The organism is Staphylococcus sp. GW823-FHT05F06 (assembly GCF_058795495.1).
Genome location: NZ_JBXAHW010000003.1, coordinates 145783 through 164924, shown reverse-complemented (window position 1 = coordinate 164924; position 19142 = coordinate 145783). Strand labels below are relative to the sequence as shown.

Sequence of the window (19142 nt, the reverse complement as noted above, 5' to 3'; positions counted from 1 at the left end):
TTTTAAAAATATTGTTCTAATCATTTTTAAACTTTTTATCTTAAAGTAAGAGGTGGGGAGATGAATAGATTAAAAATTCTTCCTCACCTCTTTTTTATTTTAAACAAATTAAACAATTATAAAATAGTGTGACAAAGCATTGCATTTAATACTAAACACAAACACGGTTATATAGTACAAATTCTGAATAGTTATTAAAATTCTTGTAATTTTCATAAAAATGTTTATCATAAGTAATTAACAATTTATACAACTTATCTAATAATTTAAGTTTGAAATAAAGGAGAATTAATTATGATATACACAGTAACAACCACCCTTCCATTATCCCATGGTGGTAGAACTCAAGCTTTACTCAGACGAATTAAACTGTTAGATGAAGAATTTAAAATTCCAAGTAAAATTCTCACCACTAATTATCATGGTAATTATCCTAGTATTTATAAAAAATACAGACAAGAAAACAAAGTTACAGAAAATATACAATTCGAGAATATGTATGAATGGTTATCAAATTTCAAACTTTTTAAAGTCCCAAAAACATTGATTACTAGGAATCCAAAATACATTAAAACACCTAGAAAGATTAAAGGACTTATTGATAAGCAAGGAAAAAAGAGTGGTCTTATTCATTATTATAATAATGAATGTCATGTGAGATCTCGAAAGTATTATGGACAGTCTAATGTTCTTGAATATGAGGACTTCATTTCTCCCACATCAGGATTGAAATATGAGCGCCATCAATATAACTTATACGGCCAACTTCATAGAAAAGAATATTATTATGATGACTCTTCTTTAAAACATAGCGACGAATTATTTGATACTGAGGGCTCTATGTACTGCAAGAGATATTTCAAAACTAAACCAAACAGCAAAATTAATGGCGTAGAAATATATAGAAATAAAAAACTTTATAAGACCTTTAAAAATGATAAATTATTAGCTCAGTTTTATTTTCAGAATAGATTCAAAAATCAAGATATCGTCTTTAATGATGCTCGATTTTTAGATAAACCATTACTTAAACAAACGCACCAAACAAAAAATATTCTTGTTTTACATAGCTCGCATTTATCAGGGGACCAAATAAAAAAATCATATCGATTTGCTTTAAATCAATCAAAAAATGTTTATAAGTATATTGTTCTCACTCACCAACAAAAGCACGATATACAGCAACATTTCCATATAAGTGACGACCAATTCCAACTAGTACCACATTTTATCGAATTAGATACGGAGGTAGAACAAGATTCCTCAAACAATCAAAATCGCTTTATATATATAGGCCGTTTTAGCACAGAGAAACAGATTGATCATATTATTAGAGCTTATCACAAGTTTTTGCAAAGTGGTTACCAAACAGAATTACATTTATTTGGTAGAGATGAAGATAATCAAATTCCATTGATGAATACTTTGATTTCAGAATTAAAATTATCGGATAAAGTTAAAATATTTAAATATACCAATCAACCTTTACAAGAATTTAAGAATTCTAAAGCCTCTCTACTTACAAGTCAATATGAGGGATTTGGCTTAACACTTATGGAAAGTATAGAAATGGGGTGTCCAGTCCTATCTTATAACGTTCGTTACGGTCCAAGTGAAATTATTCAAAACGGGATAAATGGCTATCTCATTGAAAAAAATGATATTGATAGTTTATCAAAACATATGATTAACATCATTGAGCACCCACTACAAAAAGTGAAAAATAAAGACACTTTAAAATATAACGCCGCAGTGAATAATTACAAACAACTTATGCAAAGCTTAGACTTATTAAAATAGTAAAGTTTTCCGATATTATAAAGATTTGGTAGCATCTTTATAAAACTATAATTAAGCCCATTGATGATTCTTAATCCAATCATCAATGGGCTTAATTTGATAGTTATATATTGTTAAACAATTTTCTTAATGAATAAATTTGTAATTTCTCACTTGATAAGCTGGAATTGTTCTATATGTCATATTTCCAGGAGCTGCACTCCAGTTCATTTCTGAAACTAAAATACTTCCATCGCTATTCACGCGCTCTACAAACGCTACGTGACCATAGTAACCAGCGTCAGTTTGTGCAATTGAGCCTACTGTAGGACGATAATCAATAGTATATCCATCAGCAGCTGATGCATTGTCCCAATTATTTGCATTCCACCAGTATGTACTGATACCTTTTCCTATTTCAGCACGTCTATTAAATACGTGCCATGTGCATTGTCCCCAAGTATACAAGTTTTGATGGTTAAAAGTTGGTGAATAATAGCCACCGTTTGATCTAGTATTATTAGAAGATGAGCTACTAGAACTACCTCCAGGCACTTTTAACTTCTGTCCAGGATAGATAAAGAAATTAGTTAATCCATTTAATTGCATAATTTTTTGATACGTTGTCCCATATTTACTAGCAATTGCAGATAGTGAGTCTCCATACTTAACAGTATATGTTGCAGTACGACCACTAGACCCACTAGCTTTTGCACGACTGGAACTCGTCGCTTTACCAGAAACTTTCAACTTTTGTCCAGGGAAAATAAGATAGTTATTTAACCCATTAAGTTGCATGATTTTTTGATAAGTTGTACCGTATTTTGCAGCAATAGAAGATAATGAATCTCCAGCTTTAACTGTATAAACTGTGCCACTATTTGTTGACGTTGCTCTTGAAGATGAGCCTGATACTTTCAATACTTGATTAGGGAATATTAAATTGGAAGTCAATCCATTAAGTGATTTTAATTTAGCAATACTAATCCCATATTTGTGAGAAATTGACCATACAGATTCTCCACTTTTTACTGTATGCGTTGTTGCAGCTTGTGCATGAGTTGATGCCAATGCGCTAAGGGCAGTTGTTCCAATAATGGCAGTAATATATTTTTTTTGCACTTGAAATCCTCCTCTACTTTAGGTTTTGTTTATTCGCGTTTTAACAATACAAAGATATTATACTCTTTAATTATGTATAGCATGTTTGCTTTAGATGACATTCTGATTACAAATATTATTTTAAATAAAAAATAGGGCTACGCTCAAACATATTTGCATTTATCCAATTTAATACATTTTGCAGTCAATTACAATGTCTTTTTTATCACAATTATTATTAATATGGTTTCGCACCTTATATTTACAATTTCGAATGTAATGTTTTTTCTATTTTCAAATTAATATTAAATGGACAGACGCTTATTTCTAGATTCTAAATGCAACATTTCGAATAAAAAAAGAAGTAGGAATAGAATTCGCTATGAATTCTTTATCCCACTTCAAAAAGGTAAAATGCCATGAAAGATATAGAAATATATCTTCAACTTAGTCATTGACTATAAAATTGTTTTGCAACCATCACATATAACTGGAATTCTAGACTAAAAATTTCTATATGGTGAATGTTGCGCTAAAACTTTATATTATTTTTTTGCCAACTCATTTTCGATTTCTTCGATTTCCTTTTTAGAAAGATCTACTGGTTTTTCACCGTCTTTAGTGTCTTCTTTTAATGCTTTTTGAGCTTCTTTTGAATGATAAAGTTCTATAATTTTTTTGTAGGTTTTATTATCTTTGTCTTTAGAGTTGACAGCTACAACATTAATATATGGTTTTACTGCATCTGAACTTGCTTTTTCTAAATAAATAGGATCCTTTTTAGCGTCTTTTCCTGCTTTTGTTGCAACACCGTTATTGATAACTGATATATCCACATCAGAAAGTGCACGCGCTGTTTGTTGTGCATCAACAGCTTTAATTTTTAAATCTTTAGGATTACTTTCAATATCTTTTGTTGTTCCGTTTAATCCAAAGTTCTTCTTAAGCTTAATTAAACCTGCAGATTCTAATAACTTAAGTGCTCGAGCTTGGTTAGATACATCATTCGGAATAGCAACTTGCGCACCTTTTTTAACATCTTTAATGTTCTTAACTTTATCTGAATAAATACCTAATGGAGCTAATACTGTAGTGCTAAGTGCTTCAATATTGGTATCTTTATGAGCTTTTTTATATTGATCTAAAAAAGCAAAGTGTTGGAAGGCATTTAAATCAATATCCCCGTCACTAAGTGCTTTGTTTGGAACATTGTAATCTGAAAAGTGCTTGATTTCTAAATCAATATCATCTTTTTTAGCTAATTCTTTAACTTTTTCCCAAGCCTTCGTGTCGTTGGATGCAACACCTATGGTTACCTTTTTACCATTATTACCGCCACATGCTGATAAAACTAAAATTGCAACGATTAAAAAACTTAAAATCTTTTTCATAAATGAATTCCCCCTAAATATTTATAAAACACTTACTAGTATTTTAATTTCTACGGATAACCCTAGCGATAAAGTTACCTAACGTTTGTATAATTTGAACAATAATAATAAGTACAATGACTGTAATCACAATGACAATTGTATCGAATCGTTGATAACCATACACTAAAGCCAAATCACCTATACCGCCACCACCAACAGCACCAGCCATTGCTGTACTACCTATGAGACCAATAATAGCTGTAGTTATAGCTAGAATTAATGAACCAAGTGCTTCTGGCAATAAAAAATAACGTATAATTTGAAGAGGTGATGCACCCATTGCTTTAGCTGCCTCAATAATCCCGTCATCGACTTCCAGTAATGAGTTTTCTACTAAGCGTGCGATATAAGGTGCTACATAAACCGTGAGTGGTACTATGGCTGCTGTTGTGCCGATAGATGTGCCAACTAGCAATTTAGTAAAAGGCACTATGGCTATTAATAAAATAATGAACGGAATTGATCTTAAAATATTAATGATAGGATTTAATACTTGATGCAATATTGTATTCGACCATATACCGTTTTTTCTAGTTACCACTAACAAGATGCCAAGAGGTATACCTATTAAAGCACCGATTACAAGTGATACAGTCACCATATACAATGTTTCGTATAGAGCTTGTAATAATTGAGATGAATCTAAACTTGAACCAAACATATTTATATAACCTCCTCATACCGAATATGTCGTTTTGAAAGGTAATCAGTAAGTTTAAAATCATTAAATGACTCATCATGCTCAAATCTCAACCACAAATAACAAACCGTTTCATCTTGAATTTCTGACATAGAAGAAAATAATACGTTAACGTTAAGATGATGCTCGTTGATAAGCTCGTTCAATATTGGCAATTGAATTTGTTCAGAGTCTAAAAACAGTTTATAATCTGTGAAATTTGAATCTTTTCTCGAGTTAAAAGAGGCCCGTAACTCTTTTGAAGGCTCAGTGTTAATCACCGTCGAAACGAAATTTTTTGCAGTGTTCGTTTGTGGATGACTAAAGACATCTTTAACTGTCCCCATTTCTATCACTTCGCCATTTTCCATGACAGCTACACGATGACAAATTTTTTGAATTACGCTCATTTCATGTGTAATCATCATAATCGTCACACCAAATGTTCGATTCACATTACTTAATAAATTTAAAATTGAGCTTGTAGTAGCTGGATCCAGAGCACTTGTCGCTTCATCACATAATAATATTTTAGGATGCGTTACTAATGCTCTTGCGATGGCAACACGTTGTTTTTGTCCACCTGATAATTCATCTGGAAATTGATCTTTTTTATCAGCAAGCCCCACAAATTCTAACATTTCGTCAACTTTTTCCTTAATTTCTTTCTTATTTGTCTTACTTAAAATAAGTGGCATTGCAACATTTTTATAGACTGATTTAGAATTAAGCAAATTGAAATGTTGAAAGATCATACCGATATCTTTTTTAATATCACGTAAATCTTTTTCTTTATATGTATCAATCTCATGACCATCAACAATAACTTGACCATCTGATACTGTCTCAAGTTGATTGACTAACCGAACTAATGTACTTTTACCAGCACCACTATAACCAATAACACCAAAAATATCATGTTGGTCAATCTTAAATGATACATTTTTCAAAGCTTGAATAGTTTCTCTTTTTTTGCGAAAAACTTTGTTAACATTTTTGAATTCAATCACCTAATCTCTCCCTCCAATTTCCGATTAAAATTATCTGAATATTTGCATTATATTGAATTGATGTCGTACCGTCAACAATCTTTTTTGATTTTTCCAAAATTAATTAATATTCTGAAAAATAATGTTCTACAATTGGTTACTTATCTCAAAAATTGTGGAAATTACGCAACTCAATAGTAAATATAAAACAAGAGATTAAGATGCAAAACGTTTCATTTCATCATCTTAATCTCTAAATAAGTGATATTATCTCAAAGTATTTAAGGCTTGTTCTAAATCATTAACTAAGTCTTCTGTGTCTTCAATACCAATAGATAAACGAATGAGACCATCCGTAATACCTTCCTTGGCTCTTACATCTGATGGGATGGACGCATGCGTCATAAGTGCCGGTACAGAAATTAGACTTTCAACTGCCCCTAAACTCTCTGCCAGTGTAAAGTAGTTTGTTGCGTGAATCACTTGTTTAGCCGCTTCTGTATCTTTAACTTCAAAAGATACTACCCCTGTATGCCCAGTTGCTTGATTTTGATGGATAGTATAGTTCATATGTTCCTTAATACTAGGATGGAATACTTGTTGAACTTTAGGGTGCTTTTGTAACATTTGCACAATACCTTCAACGTTTCGGTTTATTTGCTCCATTCTTAGACCTAGCGTTTTAATACCTCTGATTAATAAATAGCTATCTTGAGGTCCAAGTACACCACCTGTAGAATTTGAAATAAAGCCTAGACGTTCTGCTAAATCATCATCAGCAGTAGCAACAAGACCAGCTACAACATCACTATGGCCTCCAATATATTTAGTAGCCGAATGCAATACGATATCAATACCAAAGTCTAAAGGGTTTTGGTAGTAAGGTGTCATAAATGTATTATCGACTACAGATATCAAATCATATTTTTTTGCAATTTTTGCTGATGCTTTAATATCAGTCACACGCAATAATGGATTTGAAGGTGTTTCTACATATAACATTTTAGTTTCAGGTTTAATATATTGTTCAATGTTTTCAATTTTAGTTGTATCAACAAAATCTACGTCTATACCAAAGCGAGTAAATACTTTAGTTAATGCACGATATGTGCCACCATAAACATCAGAATTAAGAACTAAGTGATCTCCTTTATCTAATAACATGATAACTGCACTAATTGCTGCCATTCCTGAACCAAAAGCAAAACCATGCTTACCATGTTCTAAATTAGCAATAACACTTTCAAGAGACGCACGTGTAGGATTTGCAGTACGTGAATATTCGTACCCTTGTCTTAAATCACCAATATCATCTTGTAAATAAGTACTTGTTTGATAAATAGGTGTTGTCACTGCTCCAGTATAGTTGTCTGTCGTATGTCCCCCATGTATCATTTGCGTTTTTTTATTCATTATTAAAACTCTCCTTATAGTTGAATATTTGTTTGGACATGTATCGATCGCTTCCATCTGGAAAGATGGTAACAATCACACCATTTTGAATGCTTTTTTTTAATTCCAACGCTCCTTGTAATGCCGCTCCCGAAGAACTACCAACTAACAATCCTTCTTTATTCGCGACAAGTTTAACATTATTAAAAGCATCTTTATCGGCAACAGTAAAAATACCATCTACTAATTCTTTTTCTAAAAATGATGGCCACTTTTCAGAACCAATCCCTTCAGTTGCATGAGGATGACTGACACCACCATTTAAGACAGAGCCTTCTGGTTCTACAATATAATTTTTTACATCATACGTTTTTAAGTGTTGTGCAACTCCTGTAAACGTACCACCGGACCCAACACCTGCCACAAAATAATCAATATGTGAAAGTTCATCTGTGAGTTGTTTGGCAAGTGTTTGTGTATATGCCCCAGGATTATCTTTAGTTTCGAATTGATTCATATATAAATATCCATATCGTGTTGCGTATGCCAACGCCTCTTGCTGTGCGCCAGTCATTCCCTCAGCTTTGGGGGTACGTCTAACATCTGCACCCAATGCTTTCATAATTGAAATTTTTTCTTCTGCAAATCCTTCTGGAGCAAAGATGATACATTTTACTTTGTGCCGATTAGAAGCAATAGCAAGTCCAATGCCTGTATTACCAGCAGTCGCTTCGACTATTGTATCCCCTTCTTTAAGTCGTCCTTCATCTATTGCTTTTTCAATTAAGTACTTCCCTAGACGGTCTTTGATGCTACCACCAGGATTAAATTGCTCAAGTTTGGCGTATATTTTAACATTCTCGTCACTAAAGCTTTCTAATAAAACTAATGGAGTTTGTCCTATCAAATCGTATGCAATCATTATTTTTGGTTCAGATGACAACAATGAGTATCACTGAACTTAACCCACTTTCTTTATTTATGTTAGCGCTAATTCTTACTTATCAGATATGAATTATAACTTATCGGCATTGTTTTTGCAATTTCTGAAAAACGTACAATCAATTTGAAATTTAAACATTATTTAAAATAAGTATTTTTATAATTGATTACGTTTATATGAGAATACATACCGAAAGTGTTATGATAGGGGTAAATAAGCTAGCACATCGATAAAAGTTATCGAATTACATACACTAGAAATGATAAGGAGCTGCTTTAATTATGACGAAACAAGATTTATCTTTATCTGTATTTACCAATGAAAATTATAAGAATCTTCGTTACACATCATCTAGTTTTAGAAATTCTATGTATGATGAATTAGAGGTTAATAAAAGTCGTTTTAAAAACTGTAATTTTAATGAAGGTATTTTTAAGAATATAGAAGCAATTTGTAATTGTAAATTTACAACGTGCGGGTTTAATAATTGTATTTTCGAAGATGTTCATTTTTACAAAAACCAATTTAAAGATTCAACATTTGTGAATACACCATTTGATCAATCCGTATTTAATAGTACTTTATTCCAAAATGCAATGTTCGATAGCAATCTCATTCGTAGCGTAAAATGGACTGATATCATTTTTAAAAACGTTTCTTTCAAAAATGTAGAAATTGAAGGAACAACATTTAAAGATGTAAAATTCAAAAATTGTGAGTTCAAAAATGTAATTATTACTAATTCAACTATGTCGCAAAAGTTAATGAATGAATTACAAAAACAAGATGTTACTTTAGAAAATATAGACACTTCTATTTAACATTCATTATCTTCCGCTTAAGAAAACAATTTAAGATCATAGTTAAACATTCGCTCGTTTAATGGTGTTAGATATTTCGAATCAACTACATAACATTCTTTATATAGTAAAACGGTCAACTCCACTAAAAAATGGAATTGACCGTTTGTTTTAGTTTTATCAATAACGTCTCAATGACTTAAAATAATTGAACTATAAATACTAAAATAATAACAATAGGCATGATGAACTTAATTAAATAATACCACGGTAAAAATAGGTTGAATTTGTCTTTCCCAAAGCTTTCTTTTAATAATTTTTTATCTAGTAATTGGCCAACCACTAATGTTGTTCCTAGTGCCCCTAATGGCATAAGAATATTAGATACAATAAAATCCATATTATCAAATATCGTACCAGCGCCAAAACGCAAATGACTTAGACTACTAAAAGATAATGTTGCTGGGATACTAATGATAAATACAAGTATACTACCTATGATTGCCACTTTTTGTCTTTTACTATTATCATTTTTAGTAAAATTAGATACATTTAACTCTAATAATGATATAGAAGACGTTAATGCCGCAAATAAGAATAATAGTAAAAATATAAAGTAAAAGAATGTACCAAAAGTCATTTCGCTAAATACTAGTGGTAAAACCTTAAATAATAAGCCAGGGCCTTCTTGGGGTTGGTAACCAAATGTTTTAAGCGCAGGAAATATAGCTAATCCAGCCAAGACAGAAATTAAAATATTCATTACGACAATTGAAAGTGCTGAAGACTTTATCGTCATATTTTTAGGTGCATAGCTTGCATAAGTAATCATTCCGGTTGTACCTAGGGACAGCGTAAAAAACGATTGTCCTAACGCAAATAGTACACCTTGAATAGACATATCTTCAACTCGAGGTTGCAGTATATAACGTACACCTTCTAAAGCACCTTCTAAAGTTAAAGATTGTGCTACAACGATAATTAAAAAGATAAATAATAGAGGCATCATTATTTTAGAAGCTTTTTCTAAACCTTTTTCAACACCTAACATAACAATTACCATTGTTATCAAAATAAATATGCCTTGACCTAAAACAGTCAACCATGGATTACTAATGATTGTTTCAAATTGAATATTTGTCAGCGTACTTGATTTAAAAACCATGATTTGTGCTATGACATAACCTATATATATAATAATCCAACCACCAATAACACTATAAAAACCAAATAGTATAAATACGGCTAAATTACCATTCCATCCGATAATATTAAGCCATTTCTTTCCCGTTAATTTCTTATATATTTGCGTTGTATATGTACGACCCATTTTACCTACCGTAAATTCCATAATTAACAGTGGTAGTCCTACAAATATAGTAAAAATTAAAAACATTAATAGAAAAGCGCCACCGCCGTATATACCTGCCATATATGGGAACTTCCACATTGCACCCAATCCTATTGCAGAACCTGCGCTAGCTAATATAAAACCGGTAGACGTCTTCCATTGTGAATGACCACTCAAATTACCAACTCCCTTTAAAGCGCTAAAGTGTTAAAATGCTTAAGTTCTACTCTATCATGAGTTTATTTTATGTGCAATGTACCTATATATTGTCAGAATAATGAGATACACATTTTTTGATATTTATGGATTGATGCTGTATTTTTATTCAAAATCATAAGTAATGTGTTGTCCCTCTGTCACTTCTTCAATGTCTAGACTTTCAATGTGATCAACATTAATATAATGTACAACATCTTTTTTAATATATAAGTATGCCAATTCATCAAATTCATCTATAATTCGTGATACACATGTATCGTAATCGGGACCATTTTCAAATGTTTTAAATTCCGTATATGTTTTTCCTGATACGGTTGTATAAGTTAATAAAAATGTACGTTTCATATTTCTACACTCCTTTATTTACTGAAAAATTGAATAATAGATTGTTCTACTCTGTATGCATGATCGCCATACGTCATAAGATGACCGCTTTTTTCAAATTTGAGCAGTTCTTTATCTTGACTATTTACATTATCATAAATGTATTGCGCACTTTGAGCATATAATGGGTCATCTTCTTCGCCATACATAATATTCACTGGTACTGTAATATTTGCAAGATAAGCCATAATTTCATCAATTACACCTTGAAACACTTCAATTTCTTTATCATAAGACAAGATGGTTTCCATTTGGTGACGACGCTCTTCTTCGCTTAAACTCAAAATTTCATTCATTCGATGCCCATACCTTTCAAGACGCCACGCAATCTCGCTTTCACGCTTTTTATGTGGGGCTGACATCACAGCTATACGTTCTAAATCAAAATGTTCAGCTAACCTTAAAGTAAATAATCCGCCTAATGATACGCCTGTCACATTAATTCTACTGTATCCTGCATTTCTTAAAAATTGATATGCTGCTGTAACTTGTTCCCACCAATCATTGATATTGTGTTGGGTAAATTCCTTAAGCGGCAAACCGTGGCCTGGATAACTAGGCACGTAACAAGTAAATCCCTCTTCATTCAACTGTTGTGCTAAATGTTTTACATCACGTACAGTTCCCGTAAAAGAATGTAATAACAATACAGCTTGTTGACGATGTCCTTTTAAGTAGATTGATTGTGGTGATTTAACTTTCATTTTTACATTCACTCCTATTTATGTAGATGTTGATATAAAATAGACGCCCTGCACTCTCAAGACCGTCTAAAAAATGATATTTTTAAATTTTTCGTGCTACTTTCACTTACTTTTCTCCCCAAAAATTTAATAAAGGTGACACTAATATAAATAACGACACCCAAATAATAGCTAAACTTACGCCTCCTACAACGTCAGAAAAGTAGTGTGCATGAAAATACAGTCTACTTATTAAAACGCTAATCCAAAATACAATACTTAAAATTGTGATTATAAATTTAAAAGCACGCTGTCGGATTAACGGGATAATAATGATCATAATCATTAAAAAGAATAATGTATTAATATTAGAATGCCCACTAGGAAAAGACCATCCTGTATCAACAATTAAATGATTCTCGGGCCTTGACCTTTCAATCGTTTGCTTAATTAAATAATTAATCAATGCGCCACTAGTCATCGTTATGATTAGCCATATTGCTTGTGGAACCTTCTTGTAAAACGTGAGTAGCACTGCAATAATGGTAGCCACAATTAAAATGATCTTAACATCACCAAAGGTAGCGCAAAACGTCATTATATTGTTGATGAAACCATGTCCAAACACTCTATTGGGATCCCCAAATTGATTACTAAACCACTCTTGTACGCTAAGATCAACCATTCTCAACCACTGATTTTGCGCTAGCACATGAGTAGAGATAAAGCTTAAAAGAATAATCATGCTTATTAAAATTGGAATTATCCCTTTTGCTATATTCATATATTTAAAATTCATATCAACACCTATTTCTTTAATATGGTTCACTTAAGTTATTATGTCTTCTTTTGAATATGTAATATGTCTTCTCACTTCAAACATATTCATTCTTTCTCATTTTACACTATATCAGTGTTTTATCATTAATTTTACTTAAAGAACATTTACTTGAATACTTTAAATGTCTACAAAATATCATACTCATTACATATACAATAATGTATAATGTGATTTAACATAAAATATAATTTTAATGAGGAGGCGACACATTGTTTACTAAAAAAATATTGATTTATATTGCGCTCCTTATTACCTTAATTCGTTTTTTTATTCCATTACATCCAGACTTTGATACGTTGTTAGTATGGTTGTTTATTCTTTACATAATTCCAATTATTTTATGTATCATTGGCTTTAAATCAGATAAACTCATCGCTACTATGATTATGATTCCAAATTTAATGGGTATAGGTTATCGTCTATTCATCTTCTTTAATGACTTTTTGCATTTAAAATAAAACAGCACTATCTATTAAAGATAGTACCGTTAAATAATTTATTACTCATGTAATGCTTTATCAAAACGATCTTCCAACTTAAAAATCATTACGCGTTCACCGGTAATAGTACTTAAATCACTATGAAAACTTTTCACATTAAGTCCAGTCAAATCTTTAATAATGCGACTCAAGTCCTCTTCACCAGACTCTACAAGTTCAGAACGTGTACGTTTAATATTTAAAAGCCCTTCATTCGTTTTACACACGCGATATTCAGCAGGTGTCAAAATACCTTGTAAACTAACAATAACCATATCACGAAGAATATCTGTTTTTACAGACAAAGAACCTCTTCCTAAAAAATCTTTCTCCCATTGTGTAATGGCTTTACTAATTTCAGATTCATAAATACCTTTCGTCTTTTTCATAACTGGACGACTCCTATTTCTTGATTACTTATAGTTTAACATTAAACCGAAATAATCAAAAAACTTAATTTCTTCTAATGAATCTTTAATTGTTAATCTCACCGAGTATTTCCTACCAGTCTTTCCAACTATTATTTTCATCAATACTGGCAAGTCTTATCCATTGATGATCAACCTTTTGTCTAAAGTGATTATGATGTTTTAACAAACGTTGAATATATGCATCTGGCGCTTGAATAACAATTAAAAGCCTAATAGGTGCGTGATACGCCTCTTTGTCATTCATCATTACTGACTGCCATGGTAAGCCATACATTAAATCACTAGCATTTCCTTGCATGACACCTACACCACTTGTTACAGTTTGCGTTGTTTTACTACCGCTTCCATAATAGTGAGGTGCCACGGTTGAGGCGTAGTATTGTAAATTAATCCATTGGGCTACTAGTGCTGGCCCAGAAATAATTGTATTTAAAATCTCACCGTCTTCATCCTTTGTCCAATCATAATTATGAAGAAATGCCCGTCCCTCTAGATTACTATTTTGGGTGATTTGACGTTTCCCAATAATGAATTCAGCATTTCGTGCTAGACCCCATTCTGGACGAACTTCACTCCAATCGCTAGCGTGACGATGCGCTTCAGCATTAGGATTATGGTCAGTGTTTTTTATATTTGGCAACGATGCCAAACGTTCTAAATTGGCTTTATAACATACTTTTGGCATCACATGCTTAAGTTCGTCAAAGGCATTTTGAGCTTCTGTAGTTAAAGGTGGAACATAAATATACTCTAACTCATCAACTGACGTTTGATGTTCAGCAGCTATAAACACTGTATGTCTTGGAATGTCGATTCCTTCCATCAATAATCCACGTCTAACATTTTCTTGATTACACATTACTGCTAATAATTTCGCATTGAACCCACTCGAGGCACCGCCGCAAGCCCCACATTCTAATGAAGCATGATAGGGATTATTATGTGATTCACTACCGTGTCCGCATAGAACAATAAGTGGTGCAAAATCATCTGTTAAGTCCATTAATTGTAATGCTTTTTTGGAAAATTGAATCTGTTCTTCTAAAGTAAAGCCGATTGGTAGTTTTGAATACGCATCTTGCTCACGCTGAATAGTTAATTTACCTGTTGGTTTACGTAGCCATTTTTGTGAGAATCGATGAACAATACGTTTTGCTTTTTTAGGGAAAATTGTGTTAGCTATAGTCGCAATACTTAAAAAAGGACCACTTAATTCTGGTAAAAGCAAACTTGGCAACACGTTGTTTTTCATTAATTTAAAGTTGTAAAACATAGATGTAAGTGTATGTTGTTGTTGATTATAAATTTTCATTTCATGTTGATCAGCATATTCTTTAATACGATATGCAGGTTCTACCATCACTGGTAAAGATGGATGTGCAAATTGTTCATCAAGTACTTCTTTTTGAATTGGCAGACCAAAGAACCCAGCAATCCCTATTGTTTCAAAAGGCCCTTCACTTTCTAAATGTCTTCTAAACGGTTCGGATCGTACATCAATACAAAACGCAAGTTGTACTTTTGCTTGATCAGTATCTTCGGTTGGAACACGATAAATTTCATCAACCAATCGACGTTCATGCGTTTCTTCCCATGCATCTAACCATAACTTTTTAAAATAAAACGGGCTGAATCGTGTCCCCAATTCAATGTATGCTTGTTGCTTTTTAGATGATAGATTTAACCACTGCTCAACATTCATTTGTATGTTAAATAGCAAATAACGTATTTGCTCTAACTTTTTTTGAAGATATATAGATTTTTTTAATAATGTTGTATGGTGGTCATTTAAAAGTACCATCTCAATTGATAGACGAATCGCAACATAGTCTGTTAATAAGTACGCATCATTACTTTGTGTCTGTGACCGATGATACATGATTCCTGCCCAACCTGGTAAAGATAATAAATGACTCTCAATATATGATTGTCGATGTTCTTCTTTTACTCCTAATTCTTGAAAGGCGTACTCTATTGCTTCGGTTGCTTGATTTGGCAAATGTGCTAAAGTAAGTCGTTGTTTTTTTGTGAATAATGGATCATGTTTAACTAAACGTTGCCAGGCATGATAGAATCCTTTTTCTCTTTTTGGCATAGTCCAACTTGATTGAAAGTCATCAACATATAATTTAGACCACTTAATCATATGAGCATTTAAAATATCAATAAGTCGTGTACCTTCCTTTGTGAAAACACTAGCACTTTGCGCTATCACATCTTCTTTTTTCTTATAATCCTTAAAATTAGTTTGTACCCATTTTTCCAGTTTCTCGTTATCTTTTGTATTAAAGTAACCTTCTTCAATCGTTTTTAAATTTTTCGCTCTTTGAATATATGTGTTGATATCACTGTCAGATAGTGACCTATTATTATAATGCGCACGATTTTCATCCAACCGTTCTTCAAATACTTTTAAATCTATTTCTTTATTACTAATCGCTCTGTGAATAGTAGACGCATTAGGATAAATGTCAATATCCCTCACACTTTTTAACCAACGTGCCACTTGATCAAACGAAGCATCTTCTAGCCCCTCCCACGGATTACGGGCAGCAAATGTTGAAATCGGTGATAAAGGTGTAATTACACGTTTAGCCTGATTGACTAATTCATTGATATCTGATTGAAGCATAATTCTATCCTCCTTTACTAAAATCGTTTTAAATATGATGGATGACTTTCTATAGATTGGGTTTTAGCCTCTCCTACTTTAATAAGCCACAAGTATAACTTCGCAAATGCCTTTGATTCTCTTCGCCGTGATACCCATATGCTTAACATACTGCCGAAAACTATAATAGCAATCGATAGAATAATACTTATGAGTGGTGGTGAAACAATATGAATATCAACGTTACTTAATGTCGTGAAGAAATAATGATGCGTAATAATATAAACAATTGCTACAACAATAATCATACATACTCCGATGACTCTTCCGATGAGTCCATGACTAAAAGCAACTAATTGATTCCATGACACCATTAACGACCAAGCTAATATAAGAGCGCTTAATACATCATATGCATGTCTATCACTATTCAACCAAAATATTATCGCTATAAGAATAGCTAGTAGACGACCAAATACAAGCCAGCCATATGATTTTTTAACAGATGGAGGCGTAGGAATGTTAAATCTTTTAACAACAGAACCCGATTGTAGAAATAATGTCGCTTTAAACACACCATGCAATATTAAATGTACTATCGCCGCAGAATATGCCCCAAGCGCACATTGTACTAACATAAAACCCATTTGACTTATCGTAGAACCTACAAGTTGTCTCTTGTAATCAACATGCACAAGACTGATTCCAGAACCCAACAATACTGAAATACTTGCAATAATTAATAACAGTGAAATGGCTATTTCGTCATTAAATACCGGAGAAAAGCGTGTAAGAATAACGCCACCAGCATTAACAATACCAGCGTGCATAATAGCTGAAACTGGCGTAGGCGCAGCTACAGATTCAATAAGCCAGCCTTGAAATGGAAATTGTGCCGCCGGAATAATCACAGCTAAAACAATAAGTAAATTGATACAGAGACGCATTCCATAATTGATTGCATTATCATCTGACATATTCGAATAAATATACCAATCTCCTGTAGCGATATACAATAAAATGACAGCAATCAATAACGACAACCATGCCAATATAAATGACCAAGCTGAAATTCTTGCTGCTTCCCTAGGCACCTTCCATAATTTGTTAACTTTAATGAGCCGTGTTAACACAAATAATGTTGCACCCCAAAACATGGTCATTAACCTTAAGTCTCCACTTAACCATGCCAATGAAGCAAATGCAGTAATTAATGTAAAAAACGGAAAATATTTACGGTAATGCATGTCGCCAATTAAATAACGCATAGAAAACTTTTGAATGATAAAGCCTAAAGTCAAAATAAATGTCATCATTAACCAAGTAAGATGATCAACTACAAAAGGTCCAACATTCGCCCTTTCACCGAAAAATATTAATCCACTTAATCCCGTAATGATAGGTAAAACAAGTAAATATATATGAAATTTAATATATTGAATGGGAACTCGATGATTCAAAAATATTAATCCACTCAGTATAGCAATGACAAGTGTAATAAAAAACATAAACAAAATTAACTCTGAACTTAACATTGCGTATCCTCCATCTCAAAAAATATCTAAAACAATAATAAAAAGCCTACAATAGCTAACCTTTCATATATGTCATAATGAAAGAATTTAAACTATTGTAGGCTTCAATTTAACTCAAGTGTTTCGCACTTTTATCCTCAATATGTATATAAATCTTACGGAGTATAAATAAATCGTACACTTTATTTAAATAAGCTGCCTATATCATTTTGTAGTAAAGTAAGAACTCTTTCCCCTTTATCAATCAAGGTTATTCAACCTAAAATTGCTAAAGCAAGACTTAGTTATTACCTTTTCGAATAATACTATTAATATATTTTAAATGAGCAAGAGTGTCAATGGTTACGCTTCTCAAAATAAGACTCAATTAATCATATAATAATGATTATTGAAAGCTTAATTACTCAAAGATCCTTTTGTAAAGCTTATGTAAACAGTATAAAGACAAAATAACACTTAGGAATAACTCACTGTTGAGTGAAAAACATGAATCATTCACTTAAGACATTGATATTTTAATTTAGGGACTATGCACATATTTAATTCAAATTCCAGTTACACTATAGATAACAAATTAGTAAGGGAGGTCATTTAAATGGCAGATGTAATCGCTAAAATTGTTGAAATTGTTAAAGGCTTAATTGATCAATTTACTCAAAAATAATATTTAAAAGTTACGTATTTTATAAGTTAGCTTTTGAATATTCAACAACCATCTCTAAATACATTTCCCTTTTGAAAGGAGGTCATGAACATGAGCATCGTATCAACTATCATCGAAGTCGTTAAAACTATCGTAGACATCGTTAAAAAATTCAAAAAATAGTCTACATTCTACATAACCACCATCTTTTACGATGGTGGTTTTTTTATGTCTATTTATTTTCAGCTCGTTTAAACTCCTTTAAACATCCAACATTTACTTCTCTTCATTATTGGATAACTTTTCAAAATAAACTATTGTAATGAATATATTTTTACTTATAATGGTATACACAGTATCACGTTTGTTGAAAAAACGATGACTATTGATTCATTTGATAAATAACGACATCGAAAGGAAGGACAAAATGAAGAAGTGTTCAATTTCCAGTTTATTATCAATTATTGTCACACTCATTAGCATTTTTATATGTTTTACAACCATGTTTACGAACATCTATAACAACACTGACTTTAACTTTTGGTATTTCCCAGGAGCAATTATCTTTGTTATCTCAATTATTATTAATATCATAGCAATGTTTAAAGGTAATAAGACGTTAAACATCATCCTATTTTTTATTAACTTTTTTGCCTTACTTATCTTTACCACACCATTTGCAATCGTTTAAATGTTATTTTCAACTGCAAAATAGTTAGGCACGACTCATATCACACCTTCGGCCATAGAAATTTTTTGCAACTAATAACTGATTTTGAAAATACGTCGATATTAATATTTTAGATTTCATTATTTAAGCGGGCAAGCGTCTCTGAATTCAGAGGCACT

At 32.0% G+C, this 19142-nt stretch carries 19 protein-coding genes; 6 read left to right on the top strand and 13 right to left on the bottom strand.

From position 1 onward, the window contains the following. The first annotated feature begins 294 nt into the window (after nucleotides 1-294). Nucleotides 295-1800 (top strand): glycosyltransferase, encoded by a 1506-nt coding sequence (locus tag AC1Q7N_RS03560; RefSeq protein WP_001832460.1) that lies wholly within the window; start codon nucleotides 295-297, stop codon nucleotides 1798-1800. A 126-nt stretch (nucleotides 1801-1926) separates the two neighbouring features. Here AC1Q7N_RS03560 and aae read toward each other — a convergent pair whose 3' ends face one another. The 6 genes from aae to AC1Q7N_RS03530 form a co-directional block, all read right to left on the bottom strand. Next, complete coding sequence (gene aae, locus AC1Q7N_RS03555; protein ID WP_001829380.1) at nucleotides 1927-2901, bottom strand: autolysin/adhesin Aae; 975 nt, start codon at nucleotides 2899-2901, stop codon at nucleotides 1927-1929. 524 nt (nucleotides 2902-3425) lie between these two features. Then, nucleotides 3426-4271, bottom strand: a complete 846-nt coding sequence (gmpC, locus tag AC1Q7N_RS03550; RefSeq protein WP_002456836.1) for a dipeptide ABC transporter glycylmethionine-binding lipoprotein — start codon at nucleotides 4269-4271, stop codon at nucleotides 3426-3428. Nucleotides 4272-4314: 43 nt separating this feature from the next. After that, nucleotides 4315-4974 carry a methionine ABC transporter permease gene (locus AC1Q7N_RS03545; RefSeq protein ID WP_001829353.1) on the bottom strand — a complete coding sequence of 220 codons (660 nt, stop codon included), beginning with the start codon at nucleotides 4972-4974 and terminating at the stop codon, nucleotides 4315-4317. A 2-nt stretch (nucleotides 4975-4976) separates the two neighbouring features. Further along, nucleotides 4977-6002 carry a methionine ABC transporter ATP-binding protein gene (locus AC1Q7N_RS03540; RefSeq protein WP_001832450.1) on the bottom strand — a complete coding sequence of 342 codons (1026 nt, stop codon included), beginning with the start codon at nucleotides 6000-6002 and terminating at the stop codon, nucleotides 4977-4979. A 246-nt stretch (nucleotides 6003-6248) separates the two neighbouring features. Continuing rightward, nucleotides 6249-7394, bottom strand: a complete 1146-nt coding sequence (locus AC1Q7N_RS03535) for a bifunctional cystathionine gamma-lyase/homocysteine desulfhydrase (RefSeq protein WP_001829386.1) — start codon at nucleotides 7392-7394, stop codon at nucleotides 6249-6251. Further along, the gene (locus AC1Q7N_RS03530; protein WP_001829369.1) at nucleotides 7387-8295 is read right to left on the bottom strand and encodes a PLP-dependent cysteine synthase family protein; all 909 of its coding nucleotides are present in this window, start codon (nucleotides 8293-8295) and stop codon (nucleotides 7387-7389) included. The genes AC1Q7N_RS03535 and AC1Q7N_RS03530 overlap by 8 nt, the downstream gene beginning before the upstream one ends. Nucleotides 8296-8597: 302 nt before the next feature. Between AC1Q7N_RS03530 and AC1Q7N_RS03525 the strand changes: the two genes are divergently transcribed. Continuing rightward, nucleotides 8598-9137, top strand: a complete 540-nt coding sequence (locus tag AC1Q7N_RS03525; protein WP_002456835.1) for a pentapeptide repeat-containing protein — start codon at nucleotides 8598-8600, stop codon at nucleotides 9135-9137. 178 nt (nucleotides 9138-9315) lie between these two features. Here the strand turns inward: AC1Q7N_RS03525 and AC1Q7N_RS03520 are convergent, their stop codons facing one another. The 4 genes from AC1Q7N_RS03520 to AC1Q7N_RS03505 all read right to left on the bottom strand — a co-directional run bounded on the left by AC1Q7N_RS03520 (nucleotide 9316) and on the right by AC1Q7N_RS03505 (nucleotide 12552). After that, nucleotides 9316-10644 carry a sodium-dependent transporter gene (locus tag AC1Q7N_RS03520; RefSeq protein WP_001829393.1) on the bottom strand — a complete coding sequence of 443 codons (1329 nt, stop codon included), beginning with the start codon at nucleotides 10642-10644 and terminating at the stop codon, nucleotides 9316-9318. A gap of 144 nt (nucleotides 10645-10788) precedes the next feature. Further along, nucleotides 10789-11031 (bottom strand): hypothetical protein, encoded by a 243-nt coding sequence (locus AC1Q7N_RS03515; protein ID WP_001829367.1) that lies wholly within the window; start codon nucleotides 11029-11031, stop codon nucleotides 10789-10791. Nucleotides 11032-11045: 14 nt separating this feature from the next. Continuing rightward, entirely contained in the window at nucleotides 11046-11774 is a 729-nt protein-coding gene (locus tag AC1Q7N_RS03510; RefSeq protein ID WP_002456834.1) for an alpha/beta hydrolase, read from the bottom strand. Nucleotides 11775-11880: 106 nt separating this feature from the next. Next, on the bottom strand, nucleotides 11881-12552 hold the full coding sequence (locus tag AC1Q7N_RS03505; RefSeq protein ID WP_001829381.1) for a phosphatase PAP2 family protein: 672 nt from the start codon (nucleotides 12550-12552) through the stop codon (nucleotides 11881-11883). A 251-nt stretch (nucleotides 12553-12803) separates the two neighbouring features. Between AC1Q7N_RS03505 and AC1Q7N_RS03500 the strand changes: the two genes are divergently transcribed. Further along, nucleotides 12804-13052, top strand: a complete 249-nt coding sequence (locus tag AC1Q7N_RS03500; RefSeq protein ID WP_001829374.1) for a hypothetical protein — start codon at nucleotides 12804-12806, stop codon at nucleotides 13050-13052. Nucleotides 13053-13093: 41 nt separating this feature from the next. On the opposite strand, the gene AC1Q7N_RS03495 is transcribed toward AC1Q7N_RS03500, so the two are convergent. From AC1Q7N_RS03495 to AC1Q7N_RS03485, 3 genes are all read right to left on the bottom strand, one after another. Then, on the bottom strand, nucleotides 13094-13462 hold the full coding sequence (locus AC1Q7N_RS03495) for a Na-translocating system protein MpsC family protein (RefSeq protein WP_001829349.1): 369 nt from the start codon (nucleotides 13460-13462) through the stop codon (nucleotides 13094-13096). A 112-nt stretch (nucleotides 13463-13574) separates the two neighbouring features. Next, nucleotides 13575-16136: a DUF2309 domain-containing protein gene (locus AC1Q7N_RS03490; RefSeq protein WP_145376525.1), complete on the bottom strand. Its 2562-nt coding sequence runs from the start codon at nucleotides 16134-16136 to the stop codon at nucleotides 13575-13577. Between the two features lie 17 nt (nucleotides 16137-16153). After that, nucleotides 16154-17650, bottom strand: a complete 1497-nt coding sequence (locus AC1Q7N_RS03485; RefSeq protein ID WP_002437143.1) for an NADH dehydrogenase subunit 5 — start codon at nucleotides 17648-17650, stop codon at nucleotides 16154-16156. Between the two features lie 595 nt (nucleotides 17651-18245). Between AC1Q7N_RS03485 and AC1Q7N_RS03480 the strand changes: the two genes are divergently transcribed. The 3 genes from AC1Q7N_RS03480 (at nucleotide 18246) to AC1Q7N_RS03470 (ending at nucleotide 18984) form a co-directional block, all read left to right on the top strand. After that, a complete protein-coding gene (locus AC1Q7N_RS03480; RefSeq protein WP_096824640.1) occupies nucleotides 18246-18314 on the top strand; it encodes an alpha-1/alpha-2 family phenol-soluble modulin in 69 nt (22 codons plus the stop codon). Between the two features lie 90 nt (nucleotides 18315-18404). After that, on the top strand, nucleotides 18405-18476 hold the full coding sequence (locus AC1Q7N_RS03475; RefSeq protein ID WP_087587975.1) for a phenol-soluble modulin PSM-delta: 72 nt from the start codon (nucleotides 18405-18407) through the stop codon (nucleotides 18474-18476). 244 nt (nucleotides 18477-18720) lie between these two features. Then, the gene (locus AC1Q7N_RS03470) at nucleotides 18721-18984 is read left to right on the top strand and encodes a hypothetical protein (RefSeq protein WP_001832458.1); all 264 of its coding nucleotides are present in this window, start codon (nucleotides 18721-18723) and stop codon (nucleotides 18982-18984) included. Nucleotides 18985-19142 lie beyond the last annotated feature (158 nt).

Coding starts and splice junctions, on each gene's coding strand:
- AC1Q7N_RS03510 (WP_002456834.1), bottom strand. CDS start 11,774: ATGAAAGTTAAATCACCACAATCAATCTACTTAAAAGGACATCGTCAA.
- AC1Q7N_RS03545 (WP_001829353.1), bottom strand. CDS start 4,974: ATGTTTGGTTCAAGTTTAGATTCATCTCAATTATTACAAGCTCTATAC.
- AC1Q7N_RS03535 (WP_001829386.1), bottom strand. CDS start 7,394: ATGAATAAAAAAACGCAAATGATACATGGGGGACATACGACAGACAAC.
- AC1Q7N_RS03530 (WP_001829369.1), bottom strand. CDS start 8,295: ATGATTGCATACGATTTGATAGGACAAACTCCATTAGTTTTATTAGAA.
- AC1Q7N_RS03490 (WP_145376525.1), bottom strand. CDS start 16,136: ATGCTTCAATCAGATATCAATGAATTAGTCAATCAGGCTAAACGTGTA.
- AC1Q7N_RS03505 (WP_001829381.1), bottom strand. CDS start 12,552: ATGAATTTTAAATATATGAATATAGCAAAAGGGATAATTCCAATTTTA.
- gmpC (WP_002456836.1), bottom strand. CDS start 4,271: ATGAAAAAGATTTTAAGTTTTTTAATCGTTGCAATTTTAGTTTTATCA.
- AC1Q7N_RS03495 (WP_001829349.1), bottom strand. CDS start 13,462: ATGAAAAAGACGAAAGGTATTTATGAATCTGAAATTAGTAAAGCCATT.
- AC1Q7N_RS03525 (WP_002456835.1), top strand. CDS start 8,598: ATGACGAAACAAGATTTATCTTTATCTGTATTTACCAATGAAAATTAT.
- AC1Q7N_RS03515 (WP_001829367.1), bottom strand. CDS start 11,031: ATGAAACGTACATTTTTATTAACTTATACAACCGTATCAGGAAAAACA.
- AC1Q7N_RS03470 (WP_001832458.1), top strand. CDS start 18,721: ATGAAGAAGTGTTCAATTTCCAGTTTATTATCAATTATTGTCACACTC.
- AC1Q7N_RS03485 (WP_002437143.1), bottom strand. CDS start 17,650: ATGTTAAGTTCAGAGTTAATTTTGTTTATGTTTTTTATTACACTTGTC.
- AC1Q7N_RS03560 (WP_001832460.1), top strand. CDS start 295: ATGATATACACAGTAACAACCACCCTTCCATTATCCCATGGTGGTAGA.